A 20,841-nucleotide genomic window follows, 5' to 3' on the forward strand; every position below is an offset into this window, starting at 1 on the left:
AAACGAGTTTATTCTAACAAACCGCCGTATACCGAACGGTACGTACGGTGGTGTGAGGAGACAGCAGGGAAACTAATTCCCTGCTTCTTACTCGATTTCCACCCTTGCTGTATGAGGCGGCGTGGTCTATCTCTTTTAAAGAGATGAAAAAATGGTGGCGGATTATTGGAAGTTTTGCTTTTCTGGTGGTTTTTTTTACCGCTTTATCAGTTGCGTTGGTTACCAATCACCTCATACCCGGATTCACCATTGCCTTAGGGTTTTTATTGGGAGGAATTGTTTCCCCTCCTGATGCCGTAAGCACCGCCGCCATTACAAAATTTGTAAAAATTCCAAAATCTACTGCTGCTATTTTGGAAGGCGAGAGCCTTTTAAACGATGCTTCTTCGTTAATAATCTTCCGTTTTGCATTGGTTGCTGTAGGTACAGGTCAGTTTATTTGGCAGGAAGCAGCTACCAGTTTTTTGTGGATGGTTTTAGGTGGAGCAGGAATTGGTTTATTGTTGGGTTGGATATTTGTTCAGGTGCATAAATATTTACCCACTGATGCACCATCAGATACGGCACTAACACTCATTGAACCTTATTTTATGTACTGGATAGCCGAACAGCTACACAGCTCGGGGGTGCTCGCAGTGGTAAGTGGAGGATTGTTTATGTCGGCAAGGCGATTGGTTTTCCTAAACAGTACCAGTCGCATCAGAGGATTTAGCGTGTGGGAAAGTTTTATATTCATTTTAAATGGCGTAGTATTTCTGATTATCGGATTAGAGCTCACTGAAATTAGAGATGGTTTACGTGCACAGGGAATACCCCTAAGCACCGCTATAGGTTATGGCTTATTGGTTACAGGCGTTTTAATCGTTGCCCGTATCATTAGCTCTTACGCAGCAATGATGGCCACACTTATTTTCCGCCCAGGCGTAATGCCTGCCGCACGTTCCAAAAGGGCATTGTTGTTTATGCCCTTATTGCTCGGTTGGACAGGTATGCGTGGCGTAGTTTCATTGGCTGCCGCATTGGCCATACCCTTATCATTCGATAATGGAACAGCTTTTCCACAAAGGAACCTCATTTTGTTCATCACCTTTATTGTGATTTTATTAACACTCTTGATACAAGGACTTACACTTCCTTCCATTATCAGGCGCACAGGTGCCTTTGGCTTTATCATCAGGCAGGAAACCGATGAAATGGTTAAAAGAAACATGAAGCAGGGCTTAAAGCAACATTCCTATCAATTTCTTAAAAACAAGTACGAAAATGAAATGAATGGAAATGCGACAATGGAAACATTACTCAAACACTGGGAAGAAAAAGCTAACGCTACTGATGATGGCTGGATGAACGAAAGTACTAAAACCATTTTTATCGAACTATTGGAAAGTCAACGCAACTACCTAACCGAACTCAACAAAGATCCAGCGGTTGACGAAGAAATCATCCGACATCAACTGTATCAAATCGACCTCGAAGAAGAAAGATTGAAAATTATCTAGCGCCAACTAAATCGTGCTCATAACCTTAAAAACTGAATATTCATCACATAATCCAATCCTAATGACGGTTTAATGGAAGGTTAACTAATTGTTATCATTAATGTATTGAATTAGAATAAGGTGTTTTGTAAATATTTTTTGTTTAGTTTAGCTAAACAAATTAATTTTTATGTAAACAACATTCAAACCCTATTCAACTATGAAAACATTAAAATTTTTATCATTCCTATTTTTTCTGTCCATCTTATTTATCAGTTCATGTAAAAAGGCAGGTACAGTTACTCCTGAAGAAAATCTAATTTCTGATGAGCAATCACTGGCAAAAAGTGCTTTGGCAGCCAAACCTAAAAAGGTGTTATTTATCGGTATTGATGGCTGTGTATGGAAAGCCATAACGGCAGCAAACGCGCCTAACCTCAAAACGTTGATGGATCAATCCTACACCAGTACAAATGCATTGGCACAGGTACCCACCTGGTCATCAAACGGATGGTCTGCTTTATTTACAGGAGTAGGTGTAGCCAAACACAAAGCATCTGATAATAGCTTTTCAGGATCAGATTTTGTAAACTATCCCTCATTTTTCAGGCAGATTAAAACCAACTTGCCAGCCTTACGTACAGCATCAATTGTGAGCTGGTCATCAATTAACGATTTTATTGTAGCTACGCAAGATGTAACGGTTAAACAAAACAGTGCAAGTGATAACGCTACCGAAACCAGAATTATCCAGGAAATTACCACGAGCAATACCGATGTTGCTTTTTGCCATTTTGATGATGTAGATCATGCCGGGCATGCCAGTAATTACAGAACAACTACCCAAATGTATATGGATTCTGTAAAGGCCGTTGATGCGCGTGTTGGTAGGATATTAACTGCCTTAAAAGCCAGGCCAAGTTATAATAACGAAGATTGGTTAATTGTTGTAGCAACCGATCATGGAGGCGATGCCAGCCATGGAGGTGCGAGTTACCTGGAACAAAATGCATTTATCATTTTAAATAACAGCGCTATTGCACCACAATTGGTTAATACTTTACCTACCACTGCAACAGAATCTATCCCGAACAGCATTACCACTGTCGATTTTAAAACCAATGTTTATGGTCAGCTGCCAACACTAAGTAGTCTTAACCTAAGTGCAACAGGGAGTTTTACCATCGAGTTCAGGGCAAGGGCAACTTCAGCCTCAAGCGATCCGGTAATTATCGGAAATAAAAATTGGGCAAGTGGCTCTAACAAAGGAATTATCATTTCCAACAGAAATGGCGTAATCAGGGCTAACTTTGGCGATGGAACCCATAGATTGGATATTGATGGCGTTGATTTAACCGATCAGTTATGGCATCATGTTTCAGTAGTGGTAAACCGTACAACGCAAAAAGCTACGCTTTACGATGGTGGAATACAAGTTGCAGAGGGTAATATTTCTGCAGTGGGCGACCTGCAAAGTGGCACCGCATTTAAAATCGGTCAAGATGGAACTGGCAACTATAATCCGTATTTTACTGGTAATATTTCCGAAATCAGGTTATTTAAATCGGCTTTGCCCGCAACAAGTATTGGTACTTATAGTTTTACAGCTTTAACATCTGCACATCCGCAAAATTCCGATCTTGTTTTATACACTAAAGGCAATGAAGGTACCGGAACCACTTATAATGGCAGCCTGGTAACGCCTCAAATTGCTATGCTAACTAAAAATAGTGCTACAGTTAGCTGGACTGCGCTTACTACACCAATATTTAAACGAAAAACTACCGATTATCATGGTGCCCCTTATTTGTATAACGTGCCACCAACAATACTTAAGTTTTTAGGCATTGCAAAGCCTGCTAATTATGATGGTTCGGCCCTTGTTAATTTTTAAAAGGCAACTATTATGGTAAATAAAAAAGCTGTACCCGAATTTATGGGTACAGCTTCATTTTTATTGTTCCGAGAAATGTTTTAATCTAATAATGTCCAGGTTTTTCTGGCCTGCACCTGTTGCACAACCTGTTGTTCTGCAACCACAATATTTTCTTTGCGCTGGCCAATGTATTCCAGTCCGCTTAATTTATTCCAAAGTGCAACCAATACATTCATAAACTCGCTGGCCATAAGCATGCTGTTGTTAATCTGTTTATGATCGTAAACCAACTCAATGGTTTTAGCCAGCAGTTCTTCAAAATTACCAGGGGTTACATCTTTCCACTCATAAAAATATTTAAGTAATTCCTCTCTTTCGCGCGGATCGATCAGTTTAATCGCTGTGAAAAAAATATGTGCTAAGCTTGAGAAATAACCTACTAAAACTACTGGCGATTCGCGATGGGCAATATTTCTATATTCGTAAAACAAACCTGCAATGTAATCTACAATCTTTTCAGAAATGAGCCTGATATTTTTGCCTAATGGGGTAATGTTATCACGCCCGCTTGTTTTATCAATAATTTTAAAAGCAGCCAATTGCAAATCATTTAATAACACGCTGAAAGATTCATAATATCTAATCAATGCGGGGTGGCTCGTAATGGTCGAACTTGGTGGTATATAATTGTTATTGATGGATAATCTGCCATTTTCGTAATAAACCTGGCCAATGGTTAAAAAATAACTATCAGCCGTTTGCGAGCTTACCTCTGTTTCTGGCAGAACAGCAATTGAATAACTTTTTGCCAGTTCGGGATATCGGATAGGGCTTTCTTCAGGATTAGGTGTACCAGATGGCGTACGGTTAAACGGATTAACTACGAGTAAAATAACATAATTTCGGGGTTCAGATTGCCCAAAATAGTGGTTATGAACCAAAGTATCCATATTGTCAGATTGTACAATATCAATGTGGCAGCCTTCAGGCGTAATCGCATTACAGTACCTCACCCTAACTTCGATATGATTGGTTGCTTTTTCTAATATTTCGATATCGTGCGAACTCTTATAGCCGGCAAAGGGAGGTAAAAAACCGTAATTACTGCTGTTTAAGTTCAGCGATACAGCATCGCGTACAAAATCTTGTAAATAGAGATCGCTTAAAGTAAAATGATCACTAGAAAGCTTCATGCCATTAATCCAGTTAATGGATTTATATTTTAGCGGCTTTATCATGGTAAATGTTTTTATAGATTAGATAAAGATAGCACTTTCTCCCACTTCGTGTGGCTTATTTGCATTTTCTGATACACGTTTGGCATAAATCGTCATTTTTTCGGTAATGCCGTTTTCGATAATATCAAGATCCGGATCTATAAAAATGTTCCGTTTAAAAAAGGATGTTTTGATAAAAAAGATCCATTTGTAATTCTCATAGTCATCGCCTTTAAACTCAACCGGACTTTTAGCAAACTTCAGATTATAATCATCAATAAATTTGTGGAACCAAATTCCAAAATTCATGTTTTCTACCGCTTTTACCTTCACTTTCAAAGGCTCCGGATCGCTACTTTTTTTGTAAAGTTCCAGCTCCAATACCAAAAGCCTGTTAAAATCCACATGGTCCATGTTGATGTCAAGAGGAGTGTCTGGATATTTCCAGATTTTGTAAATTTCTGACGGAATACCGAGCAGTGAAACATAGGCCCACCAAAAAATAAGCGGCACAAAGAAGCAGGTGATGCTGCCTGCGCCAAACCATCCAAAATTTACCGAACTTAACCAGTTAAAGGCAAGCTGAAATAAATAAACAGATAAAAGGGCAGAAATTAAAGTGGCGAAAAAGATAAATACTTTACGCTCCAGCAAATCCTTAGGATAATATTTGGTTAATAAATAAACGAAAACCGTACCCATTAAAATGTAAAAAATACAGCAGATAATATACCCCCAGGGCATAAAATTGAAGTTTAAAAAACCTAAAAATCCAGGTAATGCTAAAATAATGCCGATAAGAAGAACACTTACGATAAGTCTTTTGTTGTTAAGAAACTGGTTCTTTTTGTTGATGATAGAAAGTACTGCCGTTGAGATAATAAAGATCAGCGGGAATAAGAGAAAGCGAATAAAAAATGATTTAACGTCCATTAATTTTTTTAGATGTGATGTACTACAAATATAGTATCTTTAGTATTTGATTTTGATCCTTTATTTTTTCGATAATAAAAATTTAATCTATAACAAAAATGCAAGCTTAAAGTTTAAATGAAAAAAGAAACTTTGATTAATAACGAACTCTTTACAGATTACAAAGCTGTGGCTTATGCTGCTGATTTGATAGAGCGAAATATAATTGAGGCAGATCGGATAGAAATCATTCCGATAGGGCCCGATAAGCGCGCTTTTGCAAAAGATATTGAAGATACAAACACTTATTATTCTGAAAAAAGAAGGCATGATCGTATCCGTGTAAACATCAATAGGGAAGGTTTATACGATATGCTGCCCGAAGGACTTTTCCATCGTCCGCCTACAGGTAGCGCGGGCATGGATGAGGAATCGATGATTAAAGATATCAGAGACAGGAGAGAGGAAGAAAAGCAGGCCAGGTTATTTTTTACCCCATTTGATGCAGAAATCAACCATGTAAGGATCATGACCGAGCTCTATGAAAATAAGCTCGATAAAAAAACTACTTATGCAGATTTAAGCCAGATTTTTGAACTTGGATGGGACGAATTTAACCTGTTAAATAAAGAGCAAAGTATCATCTGGATGCATTTACTACCAGAAATACAGCAAAAAAGAAATGATATTGAGTTTGCATCAAAAGTGCTTACCGCATTATTTAATTTGCCTATTGCCATTGTAGATGCCACCGCCAATATAACGCCGATAAAAATAGCCGATAATATGCAGATGCAGCTGGGTGGAAGTGCCCTGGGCATTGATACAATTATTGGAGATAGCTTTATACCCGAGCATGAATCATTTAACATCAATATTGGGCCAACTTCGCCCCACGAACTCGTTAATTTTATCCCAGGGCAAAAGAACAGGGCCATTTTAGATATGGCCATTAGTTACCTCATACCTGTTGATGCGGAAGTTAATGTAGAAATGCTCACCGCTGTCAATTTTCAGGAAACGGTATTAAGTGCCGATGTTGAAAGTGCCTACCTTGGCTATACCGTTTATATTTAGCATTATGCCATTCTATAAATCGAAGGTTTTAATAACATTCGGTAATGTATATTCATGGTACTGCGTAAATTTAATTTTGCTAAAGTAAGGCTTAAAAGTTCTTCCCAATCCTGTGCGCTCAGTTTAAGGTGATCTGCCGGTTCAATAATAATATCCGTAGTTTTAATAAAGCCTGCGTTTGGCTTATTATCCATAATTAAACCTTTGGCTAACGTAACGCTTTTCAGTTGGTTGCCCAATTCGTAACGGCAAAAATTAATTACATCTGCTTTGGTAATAATCCGGTCGGCAGTGGTTAAGCCATATTTATAAGCCTGAACCCTGTTGGCAGCATTAAGTCGTGATCGGCCACCTTTTGTTTGGCTCAGTAAAACGACACTTTCTGCATTAACCCTGTTGTTTTCGTAAATAACCAACCGGCTTCCTGCATTAATGTGGTTGGCTTCTTCAGCCTGAGTAACCCAAATATCCAGAAATAAGATATCTGCATCATCAATTGGTTTCAATACAATATAACTTGGCAATTCTTTAATATCTTTCAATGCCGAGCGGCTTTTTTGTTCAATAAGGGCAATATTTTGTTCCAGGTTTTTAAGTATTGTACTTAAAAAATCAGGCCCGTATGCAGAAAATGCTGCTTTTTCATCTCTTAAAAGTTCAAAAAGGTAATCAACCAGTTCTTTCGCGTTTCGGGTATCAAAACGTTCGGTACCACCATACCTGATTGAAAATGAGCCATCCCCCTTTTCATTCTCGTTGGTGTATGGAATTTCATTATAGCTTTTGCCTTTATTATCCTTCAGGTTTTCTACCGCCAGCATCTGGTCTGCTGCTTCAGTTTTAATCGGAATAATGTTATTCATGGTTTTAAACCGGTGTTTAATCTGGCTCAACCGTTTATTTACCACAGGGAATGCATTAATATAAATATGCAGTTCGTTCAGCATTTCCTGATTGATGGCTGCGGGAAAAACAACTTTTAACCATTTAACTTTTCCATCGATCTGATTTAATCCTCCAGGTTGAAAAATATTTTCAAAAACCGGAGGAAGTTCTTTGCTATCGTCGATGTTAAAATCGTTAAGGTCGCCCAGCGTGATAAACCTGTTGCTATAGTACTGCAAAACGTCGGCTTTAATCAGATTGAGTAATTGTTTGTGGTGAAAAGGTGCTTCAACCTTACCCGTTAAAGGCTCGTCCATAAAACGTTCAGTGTAAGGCGTAAGCTCATTGTTTTTGTAGAACCATTTCCCCAATGATAGCAGGTCGTAAGCATTATCGGGTACCGAATAGTTTTTCCAGTCAAAAAATAAATTCAGTTTATTAAAATCCATCCAGTTTTTTAGCCCGCTAAAGCCAATATATAGGGTGTTTTTTTCAATAGCAGAGCCAGGTAGCGTATTTAAGCCAGGTTGTTTGCTTAATTGCTCAACATTAAAAAGCGTATTTCCGGTGGCTATGTATTTTACAGATGCATTATGCACTTTTACAGCGTGTAACGGACTAAAGAAAATATCAGTTTTTTTTGTCTTATCGTTTTCTTGCTGAATGTTCTTTTTAAATGCAAACTGGGTATACGGCGAAAGGTAATCTTCATCTTCAATAGGCCTTGCATGCATAATTGCATGGGCAGGTAATGAAGAGGTTAAATGATCAGGTGCCAGAATGCGGCTAATTTTATCAAAAATCCTGTTTTCCAGGTTTTTAACATCATTAGATACATTAAATAATTCGTTGCTTAACGCCTCAATAATCAGTTTTACCAGCGGGTCAAAATCATTACTGTCTTTAACATTCCAAAAATCTTCGGCATTTTTTAAAATTCTATTTCGGATTTCATCTTTTGATGAATAAAAAACTGGCTTCATGTGTAGAAAATTTGGGGCGTTTTAATTTAGGTTGATAAGGGGCTGAGGAATAAAGCAGTGTTAAAAAAATATTTTTCTCCTGTGGTTTTTATCAGTGCCCTAACACTAATATCTACCTTTTTTTTGATCTCTGTTATCTTACGCAATGGATATACATTTTCTACCTCCGTAATGCGCACTTCTACCGAAGTATTGTATATTCTGAACTCAGAATTAGTAATTGATTTTAATAAGGATTTACGGAATTTTTCCTCCCAGATGCTTTCACTCACGATTAATTCAAAGTCTAAGTCCCATATTTCACACCCAAAATCATTGTGAAACCTATGTTCACCATAACGGGTGAAAATAATCAATTCTATGTGGTTCGAAATCGATTTACCTAGGTCAGTTGGCTGAAGGCCAGCACCTGAAAATATGGACTTAAATCTGAAGGGTTTGTTGTAAAAATTTTCAGACATAGATGATTTGGCTTAAAGTTTGTTAAAAGTAAAAGAAATAAAATCGTTTTTATAACCAAACAACAAATATTAAAAATTGTTATGGTACAGTGTTAATTTGAGAAAGATGTGTGATTTTAAGTGAATTTGATGTCGGATTAATTCTTATACTGTTGCAATGTGAAACTATTAACGCTCTATGAAACCCATTAACGCCATTGAAATTAGGAGTGCTTACACCAAGTTTATCTTAAACTTTGTGTTTCTTACCCTTTTCTCCATTCTTTGCATTTATCTATTTTATGCAGCTTCTGATTATGAGTACACATTACTCGACAAAAAAGTAAAAGAGACTGAAAAACTTTCTTACCTGAGAAAAGATATCAATACAAATTTCGACCTTATTCTGCTCCGCTTTAAAGAACTCTCACAATACAGCGATTATAATGCTGATGAAATGAGTAAACAGGCCATTTTACTTAGCGATATTCAAAGCGCAAATAACAGGATAAAAGAGCTTATTTCTAAAAAAACAGAAGTTACACCCAGCTTTACGTTGTACGAAAAACTGAACAACAATGTAGGTGCAATGGCCAACCTTCAAGATTCGCTTATCGATTCAAGGTCTGTAATACAGCGGGCTAAAGAAAGGGTTAACGAATGTATTCAAGCAAATCAATCAGCAGCAAAAAAAATTAGAAACGGCAGGTTTGGCCGGTAAATAGCACTATTATGATAAAACTAAGCATAAAAGATAGGCGCGAACAATTCTTGTTCTTTTTAGCGCTATTTATTTTTACAGTTGGGCTTTTAAGTTTTGGCATTTTTTACAGCGGTAAATCCAAGTATGAAATTTCCAAAGCCGACCTGGAATTAAAGATCAATGAAAATGAAGTATTCGAAAATACTGTAAAAGAAACCATGCCCATCGTTGATACTACCTTTAAATGGATTACACGTTACAATCCAAATGTTAGGGCTGTATTTTTAAGAGATGACATTCAACGCTCATTAGGATCAATCAAATCTGCATTTGACCGGAAAGCATCTGATTCTCGCTATAAAATTTTTGTTCAGAACCAACTTTTATACGACAGATTATTTTACGACAGGCAGGAACAGAATAAAAACATTTCGGATATCGAACTTTATCAAAAACAGCTTGACGATTGCATTACCAACAGGCGACAACTCCAACAAACCATTTCAGCAAGATAAACATTCTCAAAACAACCTATAAACAACGCTACCTATGTCTGACACAAACACTAAGCAAGTTAATTCAAATTCGCAGGGCTACGTTATTCTCTACATCCTATTAGCTGTATTGCTTTTAACAGGTCTAATTTTCTTATTTAAGAGTTCATTGTTCGAAAAGCGGGCAATTGATGCGAAAATCATTAAAGATGAAATTTATTTAAACGAAGACCTGGTTTTTACCGATAACACTCCAAAAGCCTCAAAATGGTTATGGGAATTTGGAAATGGCGAAAAAGCCACCACCAAAACTGGATCTTATCATTACACAAAAGCCGATACTTACATTGTGCGCTTAACTGTAGATGGCGAACTTCGCCAGGAATTTCCAATCACGGTACGCGATACGGTTAGGGCAATTGCTGTGGATAGCGTACTTACCATAAGCGGGCCAACTGCGGGTTTGGTTAATGAAGAAATCAGGCTGGAAGGCGATGGTGAGGGAAAAGATTTTGAATGGTCTTTCGGCGAAACCGGCCGTGTGGATGTTAAAGGAAAAACTGCTTTATACACCTACCGCGCTCCGGGTAAATATGTGGTACGTCTTCGATCTGATAAAGCCCGTAAACCAGCTTTCTTAAACATATTAATTACCGATCCGAATGCCGAAATAGTAGATGATCTGGTTGCGCCTGGCGATGGCGAGCGCAAAACGATTGATGATATCAGGGCCCGTTTACAGGCCATTGCAAATGGAGCCGATTTTAATTCCAATTATTACTACCTCATAAACAAATACATGTGCAGCAATGAAAAAGTAACTGTAAATGTAGAAATGAACGGTAAGAAAAAACAAACAGATATTTATTCATACTGTATGGGCTTAACTTTTGGAGGCGAAATAGCGGTAGATGAAGCACAATTAACCATTAAGCCAAATTCTACCTGCGCCAGTTTATTAAATATTAAACAACACTCCGGAACTGCGCAGCCCGCAGCAACAGCAACTGCAGAGGCTCCGGCAAAAACTAAATAGATTAACATCTTAACCTAATTTTAAAGCTCATTTACAAAAAATATGAAAAAATATTATGCCTTAACCATCCTGTTTTTAGGAATATCGTTTGCCTATGCACAATCACCGGCATCGTTTGGCAAAAAAGTGAAATACATGCCTAAATCTTACGAAAGGCCTGCCGAAACCATCAATGTAAACGAAAGCACCAGCAGCAGCAGTTTGCCATGGATTGTTTTTTCCGATCGTGAAGACAATTACACTACAACCTCACCCGGTGGAAGTTTAATTATGAAGAAAATCAGCTTTATGGAACCTTTTTATGTTTCTAAAGAAGAAAACGGATACCTTAAACTGATTAAATACAAAGCCGGAATGATTAGAGGCCGGAAAATTAACGATAAAAAAAGTGCCATCAGTTACGGTTGGATTTCTAAAGCCAAGTTGCTTTTATGGCAACGCGCTTTCTCTAACCAAAAAACAGGTTATGCAGAAAAAGCTATTGGGATCATAAACGGAAAAAATGCCTTAACCGAGCCAAAATTTTATTTTGATACAACTGATTCTATCCTGGTTTATAATACGCCAGAGCTAAAAGATAGAAGAACCAAAGTGAGGTTGCATGAAATTGCTTATATCTACAAAAAATCAGAAGATGGTAAAAAGTATCTTATCGGATCGGACGACCAATTGGTTGCCGATACAGCCTTAAAAAGTATTTATGGATGGGTTTCTGCTGAAGCTGTACATAGCTGGGGAGACCGTTTGTACATCACCTCAGTTAAGCCTGGCAATTATGATAATGACGATTCAACCTCAACTGCTATAAAAAATGGAATTGATAAGGGAACAGCTTTCGTGGTAGATCCTTTATTGCCAAGCGAAAATCTGATTTTAAGAAGTGTACCAGTTGTTTCGGATGATGCCGGTGCATATGCTGTAGGTATTGCAACTGATGTTTATAACAAAAAAGACAATAAAATATTAACCATTAACGGCTCGGCACTTTCTTATCAGGACTACCTGAAACTCCGCAAAAATAAAACAAAGGTAAATGTTGTTTTTGTAGTGGATGGCGGAAGCCCGATGACCAAATATCTTTCTGGTATGACAAATACCATTGCTTCGTTTGAAAGTATAATGGGCGATTTTGGAAAAGGAACCAAAGTAAATTATGGTGGGGTAGTTTACCGCGGAGAAAGCGGATGTGCCTTACAGGGGATTTTTGTGAGCCCTATTCAGGATGATTACAGGCAATTAATGACTTTTTTATCAAACCAGGCCAAAAATACACTTAGGTGTAATGGCGAAATTTCAGAAGAACCGGTATTTAGTGCATTAAAAGCAGGAATTAATCTGTTTAAAGCCAAAAAGAATGAAACCAATTTAATTATTTTGGTAGGAAGTACAGGAAACATTGGCGGTACCAATAATTATCTTATTAATGAACTGAGTGAGCAGGTTGCATTGGCCGATGCACGCATTTTGGCCTTACAGGTATATAGCGATTTTAACCAGTCGTTTAATGATTTCGTAATTCAATCACGTAAGTTGGTTTCTGAGTCAGCCATCCGCTCTGCAGAATACAGAAAAAATACCATGGTTAAAGGTGAAGGTTTAAAAAGCTTCCAACCTTACAACACAAGTTTGCAAGATTCTATTTCTTACTATTTAGATTATCCAAAAAATAGTTTAATACAAGGAGGAGTTGTATTTCCAACAAAAGGAACGGTTAATTCCAACCAGAGTATGACGATTGCGCTGCGCCGTTTTGTAAAAGAAACCAATGCAGATATTTATAACCAGATCAGCTCTTTGGATAGTGCATTCCGTTTAACAGGCATCTCCCGCAAAAATTTATCTGCTGATGTAGAAGGTTTGTTGCCTTTGCCTGTAGGTGTAGAAATTGCCGACAGGATGCCTCACAATGCTTTTAAATATTACAGTACAGCAAATGTATCAGCAGATGTGGTAAAAAATAACCGCTCCAGTTTACAATACGCCATTGTATTAAACAATATGGAATACAAGCAGATAGTTGATGTTTTTTCGATTATGCTTGGTCAAAACCTTCAGCCAGATCAGTCTTCTTTTAGAAGTAAGCTGGTAAAAAATTATGTAAAAATGCCTAAACAGTTATTGGGGATGAAAGTATCATCAGGTGATATTAAAGCCATGACTTTGGCCGATTACATTAAACTGGTTACAGGTTTGCCTTTAAATAATAAGTTTTTAGCCAAATACAAGGTGAGTGATTTAAAAAGCACTTCTAAAATGCCTTTAGATCAGTTTGAAACCTACATTAAATTGCTAAATCAATCCGTACAGCAGATTAAACGCGCTACTCAGATTGAGCAACAGTTTATATCGAACGGAAAAACCTATTACTACATCACCGAAAATAATTTTAACCCGGCAGTATTGCCTGCAAATTAATTACTATCACAATTGCTGTCTTGTTTACCGCTTAGGTTATCTGAATAATAATATGCTGACTAACAAAAAATATCGGTCTGATAAATATGTGAAACCAATGTTGATTGTTTTTTGGCTATTGCCATTTTTAGCTAAAATATTAAAGCAAAGACAAGGTATTATTATAGGTTCGATTCTTTTTGCCATTACATTAACCTTAGGGATTATGATTTATAGACTTATTAATGAAGGTGATAGGAAATCAGCCATTTATATAATTTTAGGCTTGAGCGCATTTTATGTATTTATTATTGTTTCCATATCTTTTTTAAATATAGAATTATGAAGATTTGGCATATTAAATCGCATAATATTTTATTATCGGGTAATGCTGAAAATACCATTTCACTACAATTTAACGGTATTTGGATAAAGTTTGTAGAAGAAGGGAAAACGCTTAAGATACAAGCACATAAATGCAGTTTTATTGATACCGTAACAGCAAGAGGTGAACAGGGTAGAATAAAAACAGGTGAAACAACACGTTCAGACCGTAGAATAAGTAAAGTTTTTGGAAAATTGGAAGCTAGAGAATCTGCCAATAAGCACGAATCTTTTGCCAACTTAAGTTTTGTACAAGGTTTGTTCCCAAGAGGTGTGTTAAACTTTAATAATCTGATTTATAATATTAAATCTTATAATAAAGCACATTTTGAAGATGGAGGAAATTATTACAATGATAGAAAGGGCATGGGTAAGAAAGATTTAGATAGAGCCTTTACCTTAGGTTCAACAGGCCCTCTATTGGGTGGTGTTTTTAGTGAGGCATCAGCCTCTGTTAAAGCTTTTAGTTACATCGGTTTAGGGATAGATTTTGCAGGATTATTTTCTGATATATCTTTTAGTAATCTCTACGAGAATCTTGTTAAGGTTTCTACAAACAAGCCTGTTGTAATAGTAGATTTTGATAAAGAAGATGATAGTTTAAAAGATTCCGCAGAGCACGTGATCCGGGCTTTTAGTGCAAAAATTATAGAAAAACGTGATGAAAAAATAACAGAAGAGAATATTTTACAAACAATGTGGCACAGTGTTTCCGATTATCTGGAAGGTTATACTAAAAGAGCAAAAAGCATTCAATAGAGAAAAATATGGCAATTACAAATTTAAGCGAATCGGTAAAAACAGCACTGCATATCGCACAATCTCTGGCAAAGGAATACAGAAATGAAGTATTTTCTGCTGCCCATTTGCTTAAAGGATTAATGCATAAGGATGTTGGTTTACGTTCATTTATAACCTCAATAGGTAAAGATGAAGAATACATAAGCGAGTGGGCTGAAGTTCGGATTGATGAGCAGGCTAAATCAGCCAGTCTAAATGATACCGTAAGCGGTTCCCCGGAAATTGCTGTGATTTTTGAAGAAGCAGATAATGTACGCATTAAACTTGGTCTTGATCTCATTACGCCAGTATGCGTGCTAACTGCCTTGGCAAAACCTGGCATTGGTTTTCAGCCCGACCAGTTGAAATCATTCCCGATTAAGGAACGCGAAATTTTGGATCTTTACGTAAAAGACGAAGAAATATCGAGGGTAGTTTCGCCTGATAAAACAACATCAGGTACTGAAAACAAAAGCACAGGCAATGCGCTACATAAATATTGTATAGATAGGCTGCAAATGGTACGTGATGGCAAAACCGACCCAATAATTGGCCGCGATAAAGAAACGCGGATGATGATGGAAATTCTTTGCCGCCGAACAAAACCCAATGTAATATTAACGGGTGATGCCGGAGTAGGTAAAACAGCCCTGGTTGATGGATTCGCTATTGATATAGTAAACCAAAATGTTCCCGAAAGTTTAAAGCCTGTTCAGCTTTTTGAATTGGATTTAGGTTCTTTAATTGCGGGAGCATCTTATAAAGGAGAAATAGAAGACCGCTTGAAAAACATCATCAAAGAAGTAAAACAGTTTGAAAAAGCAGTTCTTTTTATAGATGAAATTCATACCTTATTAGATAGTAAAGGACCACTTGGCGCAGGCATTGGCAATTTATTGAAACCCGAACTGGCAAGGGGAGAAATTACCGTAATCGGTGCTACCACAATTGATGAATACCGTAAAATTATCGAACCCGAACAAGCCTTTAGTCGCAGGTTTGAAGTATTACAGGTAAATGAGCCAAACGAAGAAAGCACCATAAAAATGCTACAGAAACTGGCCATAAAGTACGAAGAACACCATACTTTAACAATAGAGCCTGATGCCTTGGGTGAATGTGTACGTTTGGCAAAACGTTACATGAAAGATAGGCGCCTGCCTGATTCGGCTTTCGACCTGTTAGACCGTACAATGGCCGCCATGAAAATGATGAACGATACTTCTGATCAGGTAATTGAGAGTTTGGAAAGCGATTTAGAAGTATTGAAAGCAAATTCAGATCAGTCAGAAGCCGATCAGTTTGCAGATTATAAATGGCTTTTTTCATTACTTCAGAATAAATTAAGTCCGGTTTTGCTTGGCCGTTTAACTGATGAAACACAAACCGATGCTTTCGAAACGGCTGATGAATATCAGGGTTATATCAACAGCAGTCTTCAGGAATTAAAAAAATACGCCGCAGAAAAAAGCGACCGCATAACAAAACAGGATATTGCCTCTATCGTTGCCTATAAAACAGGAATTCCGATGGGTAAATTGCAGGCAGGAGAAAAAGAGAAATTGCTCAACATGGAGCAATACCTTAAAAAACGTGTGGTGGGGCAAGATCAGGCATTAAAAGCAGTTTCTGATGCAATTTTGGAATCTCGTAGCGGATTGAACAAAAAAGGCCAACCCATCGGCTCATTCTTTTTATTGGGGCCAACAGGAACAGGTAAAACGGAACTCGCTAAATCAATCGCCGAATTTTTGTTTAATGAGGAAAAGGCAATGATCCGCTTTGATATGTCCGAATTTAAAGAAGAGCATAGCGCAGCATTGTTGTATGGTGCTCCTCCGGGGTATGTAGGTTACGAAGAAGGTGGTTTGCTGGTGAATAAAATCAGACAACAACCTTATTCTGTATTGCTTTTCGATGAAATAGAAAAAGCACACCCATCAGTGTTTGATACTTTTTTACAGATTCTGGATGAAGGGCATATGCACGACCGTTTGGGGAAAGAAGGTGATTTTAGCAATTCACTTATACTTTTCACCTCAAATATTGGTAGCGAGTGGATTGCCGAACAGATAGGTAAAGGCATTATTCCTGCATCTAACCAATTGATGGAAGTAATGGCGGGGCATTTCCGACCTGAGTTTTTGGCCAGAATTTCTGAAATTGTTCCTTTTGCACCAATCAACGAAAGCAATGTAGTGCGTATTTTCGAAATCCAGTTAAGCAGCCTAATCCAATCTCTCAATAAAATGGGTATCGACTTTGAAATAGCCGATGATGCCAAGAAAATGATTGCCTTGGATGGCTTTACTCCAAAATATGGTGCACGTCAGTTATCTGCGGTAATCAGAAATCTGCTGCGCAGACCAATATCCAAATACATCATTTCGGGTGAACTAAAAAAAGGATCAAAGATTAAAGTAAGCAAACATCCGGATGAAGATCAGTTGGAATGGAATATTATTCAACCAGAAGCAGTAATATTGGAACAAAAATTGAGTTAAAACGTTAACTATTATATTATTAGAAAATTTAATCTTAAATCTAAATCAACATACTATGTTTAACTATGAAATTGGAGGTAATGAACGAAAAATTGATACCTCAGAAGCTTTCGCAGAAATTGCCCATAACAAAACACTTTTTGTTCAAAAACTTACCGATAACGAACCCATTAAACCAGAAAAGGTAGAAGGATTAAAAACGGTTAAAGAGGTGTTCGAACATTATAAACCAAATGTAAAAGTAGCTTTCGAAAAGCAGGATGGATCTACCGTTGGCGAAACTATAAATTTTAACGATTTGGGAGATTTTGGTGTAAAAAACATCATCAACCAAAGCAATTACCTCACCAATGTTAATATTGAGAGAGAAATGTCGCTTAATGTGATCAAACAATTAAAATCGAATAAAACTTTAAAAGCTACCCTTGATGATGAAGAAACTAAATCTGCATTCATTAGTGCTTTAAAGAATTTTGTTGATGAATTAGAGGAAAATAAATAATTTAAACGCTGAGAAAACATGTCAAACCCTCAAGAATTAAAAGCAGACCAAAATACATCCGAAGCAGGTTTTAAACCAGCCGAAGTAAAAACCATAGAAAAAACATCACTCAAAGATAACTTAGAAAAACTGGCCAGGGTTGGTGGTTTCGATTTGTTGGAAGCTACAGTTGATGGACTTCAGAATTTAAATCCTGAAAGAAAAGCCCGTAAGCAGATCTTTTTAACCGGCGACGAGAAAAAGAAAGAGCGCGAAGAGCTAAAAAAGAAAATTCAGCTTTGGATAGATGTACTTGAATCTTCCGGCTCTGTTGCGGATATGGTAGAAAAAAGTACCGAAAAGTTAAATGCTGCGGAAGAAAATCTGAAGAAAAACCTTGGAACAGCCTTAGAAAGTACTAAAGAATTAGAGCAAGCTTACAGATCGGTTCATTTGTTTTACAAAAATACCGAATCAGATAAACTTAAAAATGTGGTGCTCTTAAATGCATCAATGGATCAGATTAAAGATTTGGATAATCCTCGTTTTATCGATTATGTGGATGATGAGCTGAAACAAAATTACGATCGTTTGGATTTACGCAATAACTACTCATTAATGGTGGTTCCGGGTTATATGGGATCTAATAAAGTATTAGAAAGATGGGGGAAAATAGCGCACAATAACAAAGCAATGCTGGTAACAGATTTTGCCGATCTTGATCAGCCTGATGATGTACTTGATTTGTTTACCGCAGCAAACTTTACCGGAGGCGATGCTTTCAGATCTAACGTAATCATGACTTGTAACTGGTTGGTAGGCCGTGGAAAAGTTGCCGAGGTTGGGGAAGAAGATGACCTTACTGTACCTGGATCAGCTGCACTTGCAGGTAAAATGTATTACACACTAATGTCGCAGGTTACTGCCGGTAAAAAACATGGTGCAATAAACGAAGTAGATGGTGTAAAATTCGATTTAAAGAAAAGCGAAATCTCTCATTTAGAAAGAGTTGGCTTAGTGCCAATGGTAAATGAGTATGGCAAAGTAATGGCTTTCTCTGCGAAAACCCTATTTAATGGAGATAATATTGGCTTGCAAACATATTCTGTTGTTCGTGTATTTGATTATATCACCAAAGTATTGTTCGATTTCTTAAACAGAAGAGCATTCGAAAACTGGACTTCAAAAACCGAGCAGGATTTACGCGGGCAGATTGTTAAATTTTTAGATGGTATACAAGGTGCAGATCGTTTAATTGAAAGGTTTAAAATTATGCGTTTCGAAAGAGATGAACTTCAAAAAGACAGGATTCATTTAGATATCCACATTACCCCATATTTCCCGGCTAAAAGTTTTGTTGTAAAACTTGATGGGCATAAAGGTGAAGACGAAAGTACCACATGGAACTCGGAGTATAATCAACAATAGTTTTTGATTACTGAAAATAAAAACCCAACCTTAGCGTTGGGTTTTTTTATGGATATGCATAACACTTAACAAATTCTTTATAATTTTGTAATGCATCGGCCAGATCAGATTAATCAAAAAAAATGAAGCAAGTACTTATCCTAAATGGGGATATTGAAAAAAACGCATCTACAAATTTCCTGATTAACGCCTATAAGCAAGGTGCAGAAAGTGTTGGCGCAACTGTGAAAGAGTTGGCCATTATCGATCTGATATTTAATTCGAACAAACTGTTTAACAACAGGCAGATTGCCGAATTAGAACCCGATTTGCAGAAAGCCCTTACGGCGATTAGGCAAAGTAGCCATATTGTGCTCTTTTGCCAGGTATATGTAGATCATATTCCTGCCAAAGTTAAAGGCTTTTTCGATCGCCTTTTTATGCCCGATCAGATATTTAATACCCAACAGCAAAATGTAAACAACAATTTTAGCGGCCGTTCAGCAAGGATTGTATCTATTTTGGACGAAGCCACTTTTAAAGAGTGGAAAGCCAATAAAAAAACAACCTATTTATCCATTAAAAAGGCTGTATTTGAAAAGTGCAGAATGAGCCCTGTGCTTACCAATACAATAGGCGAATTGCATTCGCTAGAAAATCATTATAGCCAGAAATGGGTTGCTAAAATGGAAAAATTTGGAGCACAACTGATCTAAATTTAGTTTTTTTATCGGAGTGTAGAATAATAGAGTAAAATACTGGAAGTTGTTCTGGTTTTGCCCTAAATTGCTACACTTTGCCGATTATCGCTACACTTTGTAGCTTATTTTGTATTGGCTTGTATTTGTAACACTAAAAATATATTTTAACTTTTCCACATCTTATCCACAAAAATAATTCATTCAACTAACCATTTAGTGTGCTTTTTGCATTTTACTATCGTTTTTTGATTAAGGCTATCCATTATATATGAGCGATATAGATCATAATTGGCCTGATATTTGGTTTAAAGATTGAAGTAGCGGAGGCTACATAAAAATCAAATTTTTAACCTTTAAATTTTAAAACTATGGCTTTCAAAGCTAGATTAAATTTTTCAGGCAAGGAGTACGATGTACTTCATTGTGCCTATGCATTAAACCGTGATGTAGATGCTAAAGGAAGACCTTCTTCCGGAGTTTACGGCGGTACCATCGACATTGAGATCGAATCAACCGAAGACACCTCAATTANCATTAAACCGTGATGTAGATGCTAAAGGAAGACCTTCTTCCGGAGTTTACGGCGGTACCATCGACATTGAGATCGAATCAACCGAAGACACCTCAATTATCGAGGCGATGGTAAACAACCAGTACAAACCGATTACAGGAACGCTTCTGATCAAAAAAACAGAAGAAGATGCCAAAATGAAAGAAGTTAACTTCGAAGATGGCTACATTGTTAAGTATTCTGAAGGAATCAACATTGTTGGGGATCACCCGATGACGCTCAAATTCCAGATTTCGGCAAGAAAGCTTAAATTAGGCAACGCCGAGCACCTTAACGATTGGCCAAAAGCCTAGTTTGAGGTAAAAGGTGTAAGGTTTAGGGGCTGAGGTTTAATATTGCCTATGCTATTCTCAAACCGCCCAATGCAATTCATTTTTCAAAACATTAAAATTTACTACAATGGCATTCAAAACCCGTTTAAACTTAGGATCAAAAGAATTTGATGTACTACAGTGCAGCTTTTCATTAAATAGAGATGTTGACGCAAAAGGCCGTCCATCATCAGGTGTTTATGGTGG

At 37.2% G+C, this 20,841-nt stretch carries 19 protein-coding genes and 1 pseudogene; 16 read left to right on the top strand and 4 right to left on the bottom strand.

Annotation, left to right across the window (positions count from 1 at the left end):
* The first annotated feature begins 104 nt into the window (after window positions 1–104).
* Together ASE74_RS17875 and ASE74_RS17880 are read left to right on the top strand one after the other, a co-directional pair.
* Entirely contained in the window at window positions 105–1,499 is a 1,395-nt protein-coding gene (locus ASE74_RS17875) for a sodium:proton antiporter (protein WP_255352051.1), read from the top strand.
* Between the two features lie 199 nt (window positions 1,500–1,698).
* Window positions 1,699–3,372 (top strand): alkaline phosphatase family protein, encoded by a 1,674-nt coding sequence (locus ASE74_RS17880; RefSeq protein ID WP_055912033.1) that lies wholly within the window; start codon window positions 1,699–1,701, stop codon window positions 3,370–3,372.
* 80 nt (window positions 3,373–3,452) lie between these two features.
* Here the strand turns inward: ASE74_RS17880 and ASE74_RS17885 are convergent, their stop codons facing one another.
* Window positions 3,453–4,592, bottom strand: coding sequence for a hypothetical protein (locus tag ASE74_RS17885; protein ID WP_055912036.1), 1,140 nt, complete (start codon window positions 4,590–4,592; stop codon window positions 3,453–3,455).
* 18 nt (window positions 4,593–4,610) lie between these two features.
* Window positions 4,611–5,504 carry a TssN family type VI secretion system protein gene (locus ASE74_RS17890; protein WP_055912038.1) on the bottom strand — a complete coding sequence of 298 codons (894 nt, stop codon included), beginning with the start codon at window positions 5,502–5,504 and terminating at the stop codon, window positions 4,611–4,613.
* Window positions 5,505–5,621: 117 nt separating this feature from the next.
* Between ASE74_RS17890 and ASE74_RS17895 the strand changes: the two genes are divergently transcribed.
* Complete coding sequence (locus ASE74_RS17895) at window positions 5,622–6,560, top strand: type VI secretion system baseplate subunit TssG (protein WP_055912040.1); 939 nt, start codon at window positions 5,622–5,624, stop codon at window positions 6,558–6,560.
* A gap of 2 nt (window positions 6,561–6,562) precedes the next feature.
* On the opposite strand, the gene ASE74_RS17900 is transcribed toward ASE74_RS17895, so the two are convergent.
* Both ASE74_RS17900 and ASE74_RS17905 read right to left on the bottom strand, forming a co-directional pair.
* Window positions 6,563–8,428 (bottom strand): type VI secretion system baseplate subunit TssF, encoded by a 1,866-nt coding sequence (locus ASE74_RS17900; RefSeq protein WP_055912041.1) that lies wholly within the window; start codon window positions 8,426–8,428, stop codon window positions 6,563–6,565.
* Window positions 8,429–8,454: 26 nt separating this feature from the next.
* Window positions 8,455–8,889 carry a GPW/gp25 family protein gene (locus ASE74_RS17905; RefSeq protein WP_055912043.1) on the bottom strand — a complete coding sequence of 145 codons (435 nt, stop codon included), beginning with the start codon at window positions 8,887–8,889 and terminating at the stop codon, window positions 8,455–8,457.
* Window positions 8,890–9,067: 178 nt separating this feature from the next.
* On the opposite strand from ASE74_RS17905, the gene ASE74_RS17910 reads away from it, so the two are divergent.
* The 13 genes and pseudogenes from ASE74_RS17910 to tssD (ASE74_RS24925) form a co-directional block, all read left to right on the top strand.
* Window positions 9,068–9,589: a type VI secretion system TssO gene (locus tag ASE74_RS17910; protein ID WP_055912045.1), complete on the top strand. Its 522-nt coding sequence runs from the start codon at window positions 9,068–9,070 to the stop codon at window positions 9,587–9,589.
* 11 nt (window positions 9,590–9,600) lie between these two features.
* Window positions 9,601–10,086 (top strand): type VI secretion system TssO, encoded by a 486-nt coding sequence (tssO, locus tag ASE74_RS17915; protein ID WP_055912047.1) that lies wholly within the window; start codon window positions 9,601–9,603, stop codon window positions 10,084–10,086.
* A 34-nt stretch (window positions 10,087–10,120) separates the two neighbouring features.
* Window positions 10,121–11,101, top strand: coding sequence for a PKD domain-containing protein (locus tag ASE74_RS17920; RefSeq protein WP_055912049.1), 981 nt, complete (start codon window positions 10,121–10,123; stop codon window positions 11,099–11,101).
* Window positions 11,102–11,143: 42 nt separating this feature from the next.
* Window positions 11,144–13,516, top strand: a complete 2,373-nt coding sequence (gene tssR / locus ASE74_RS17925) for a type VI secretion system protein TssR domain-containing protein (protein WP_055912051.1) — start codon at window positions 11,144–11,146, stop codon at window positions 13,514–13,516.
* Between the two features lie 52 nt (window positions 13,517–13,568).
* On the top strand, window positions 13,569–13,841 hold the full coding sequence (locus tag ASE74_RS17930; RefSeq protein WP_055912053.1) for a hypothetical protein: 273 nt from the start codon (window positions 13,569–13,571) through the stop codon (window positions 13,839–13,841).
* Entirely contained in the window at window positions 13,838–14,638 is an 801-nt protein-coding gene (locus tag ASE74_RS17935; protein WP_055912055.1) for a hypothetical protein, read from the top strand. Before ASE74_RS17930 ends, ASE74_RS17935 begins: the two co-directional genes overlap by 4 nt.
* Window positions 14,639–14,646: 8 nt before the next feature.
* The gene (locus ASE74_RS17940; protein ID WP_055912057.1) at window positions 14,647–17,163 is read left to right on the top strand and encodes an ATP-dependent Clp protease ATP-binding subunit; all 2,517 of its coding nucleotides are present in this window, start codon (window positions 14,647–14,649) and stop codon (window positions 17,161–17,163) included.
* 55 nt (window positions 17,164–17,218) lie between these two features.
* Window positions 17,219–17,665 (top strand): hypothetical protein, encoded by a 447-nt coding sequence (locus tag ASE74_RS17945; RefSeq protein WP_055912059.1) that lies wholly within the window; start codon window positions 17,219–17,221, stop codon window positions 17,663–17,665.
* A gap of 18 nt (window positions 17,666–17,683) precedes the next feature.
* Window positions 17,684–19,072: a DUF5458 family protein gene (locus ASE74_RS17950; RefSeq protein ID WP_055912060.1), complete on the top strand. Its 1,389-nt coding sequence runs from the start codon at window positions 17,684–17,686 to the stop codon at window positions 19,070–19,072.
* 122 nt (window positions 19,073–19,194) lie between these two features.
* Complete coding sequence (locus ASE74_RS17955; protein ID WP_055912061.1) at window positions 19,195–19,767, top strand: NAD(P)H-dependent oxidoreductase; 573 nt, start codon at window positions 19,195–19,197, stop codon at window positions 19,765–19,767.
* 353 nt (window positions 19,768–20,120) lie between these two features.
* A partial coding sequence (gene tssD / locus ASE74_RS25365; protein ID WP_304437832.1) for a type VI secretion system tube protein TssD occupies window positions 20,121–20,283 on the top strand: 163 nt, incomplete at its 3' end.
* A 1-nt stretch (window position 20,284) separates the two neighbouring features.
* Window positions 20,285–20,616: pseudogene (tssD, locus tag ASE74_RS17960) on the top strand (type VI secretion system tube protein TssD); the annotation flags it as partial.
* A gap of 106 nt (window positions 20,617–20,722) precedes the next feature.
* The coding region (gene tssD, locus ASE74_RS24925) for a type VI secretion system tube protein TssD (protein ID WP_304437833.1) at window positions 20,723–20,841 on the top strand (119 nt) is incomplete at its 3' end.

Source organism: Pedobacter sp. Leaf216 (genome assembly GCF_001421515.1).
Lineage (GTDB): Bacteria > Bacteroidota > Bacteroidia > Sphingobacteriales > Sphingobacteriaceae > Pedobacter.

What these genes read in the sequence shown, in the direction of transcription:
- ASE74_RS17920 (WP_055912049.1), top strand. Translation starts at nt 10,121, where the DNA reads ATGTCTGACACAAACACTAAGCAAGTTAATTCAAATTCGCAGGGCTAC.
- ASE74_RS17900 (WP_055912041.1), bottom strand. Translation starts at nt 8,428, where the DNA reads ATGAAGCCAGTTTTTTATTCATCAAAAGATGAAATCCGAAATAGAATT.
- ASE74_RS17930 (WP_055912053.1), top strand. Translation starts at nt 13,569, where the DNA reads ATGCTGACTAACAAAAAATATCGGTCTGATAAATATGTGAAACCAATG.
- ASE74_RS17935 (WP_055912055.1), top strand. Translation starts at nt 13,838, where the DNA reads ATGAAGATTTGGCATATTAAATCGCATAATATTTTATTATCGGGTAAT.
- ASE74_RS17945 (WP_055912059.1), top strand. Translation starts at nt 17,219, where the DNA reads ATGTTTAACTATGAAATTGGAGGTAATGAACGAAAAATTGATACCTCA.
- ASE74_RS17880 (WP_055912033.1), top strand. Translation starts at nt 1,699, where the DNA reads ATGAAAACATTAAAATTTTTATCATTCCTATTTTTTCTGTCCATCTTA.
- tssR (WP_055912051.1), top strand. Translation starts at nt 11,144, where the DNA reads ATGAAAAAATATTATGCCTTAACCATCCTGTTTTTAGGAATATCGTTT.
- ASE74_RS17955 (WP_055912061.1), top strand. Translation starts at nt 19,195, where the DNA reads ATGAAGCAAGTACTTATCCTAAATGGGGATATTGAAAAAAACGCATCT.
- ASE74_RS17950 (WP_055912060.1), top strand. Translation starts at nt 17,684, where the DNA reads ATGTCAAACCCTCAAGAATTAAAAGCAGACCAAAATACATCCGAAGCA.
- ASE74_RS17885 (WP_055912036.1), bottom strand. Translation starts at nt 4,592, where the DNA reads ATGATAAAGCCGCTAAAATATAAATCCATTAACTGGATTAATGGCATG.
- ASE74_RS17905 (WP_055912043.1), bottom strand. Translation starts at nt 8,889, where the DNA reads ATGTCTGAAAATTTTTACAACAAACCCTTCAGATTTAAGTCCATATTT.
- ASE74_RS17895 (WP_055912040.1), top strand. Translation starts at nt 5,622, where the DNA reads ATGAAAAAAGAAACTTTGATTAATAACGAACTCTTTACAGATTACAAA.
- ASE74_RS17890 (WP_055912038.1), bottom strand. Translation starts at nt 5,504, where the DNA reads ATGGACGTTAAATCATTTTTTATTCGCTTTCTCTTATTCCCGCTGATC.
- ASE74_RS17940 (WP_055912057.1), top strand. Translation starts at nt 14,647, where the DNA reads ATGGCAATTACAAATTTAAGCGAATCGGTAAAAACAGCACTGCATATC.
- ASE74_RS17910 (WP_055912045.1), top strand. Translation starts at nt 9,068, where the DNA reads ATGAAACCCATTAACGCCATTGAAATTAGGAGTGCTTACACCAAGTTT.
- tssO (WP_055912047.1), top strand. Translation starts at nt 9,601, where the DNA reads ATGATAAAACTAAGCATAAAAGATAGGCGCGAACAATTCTTGTTCTTT.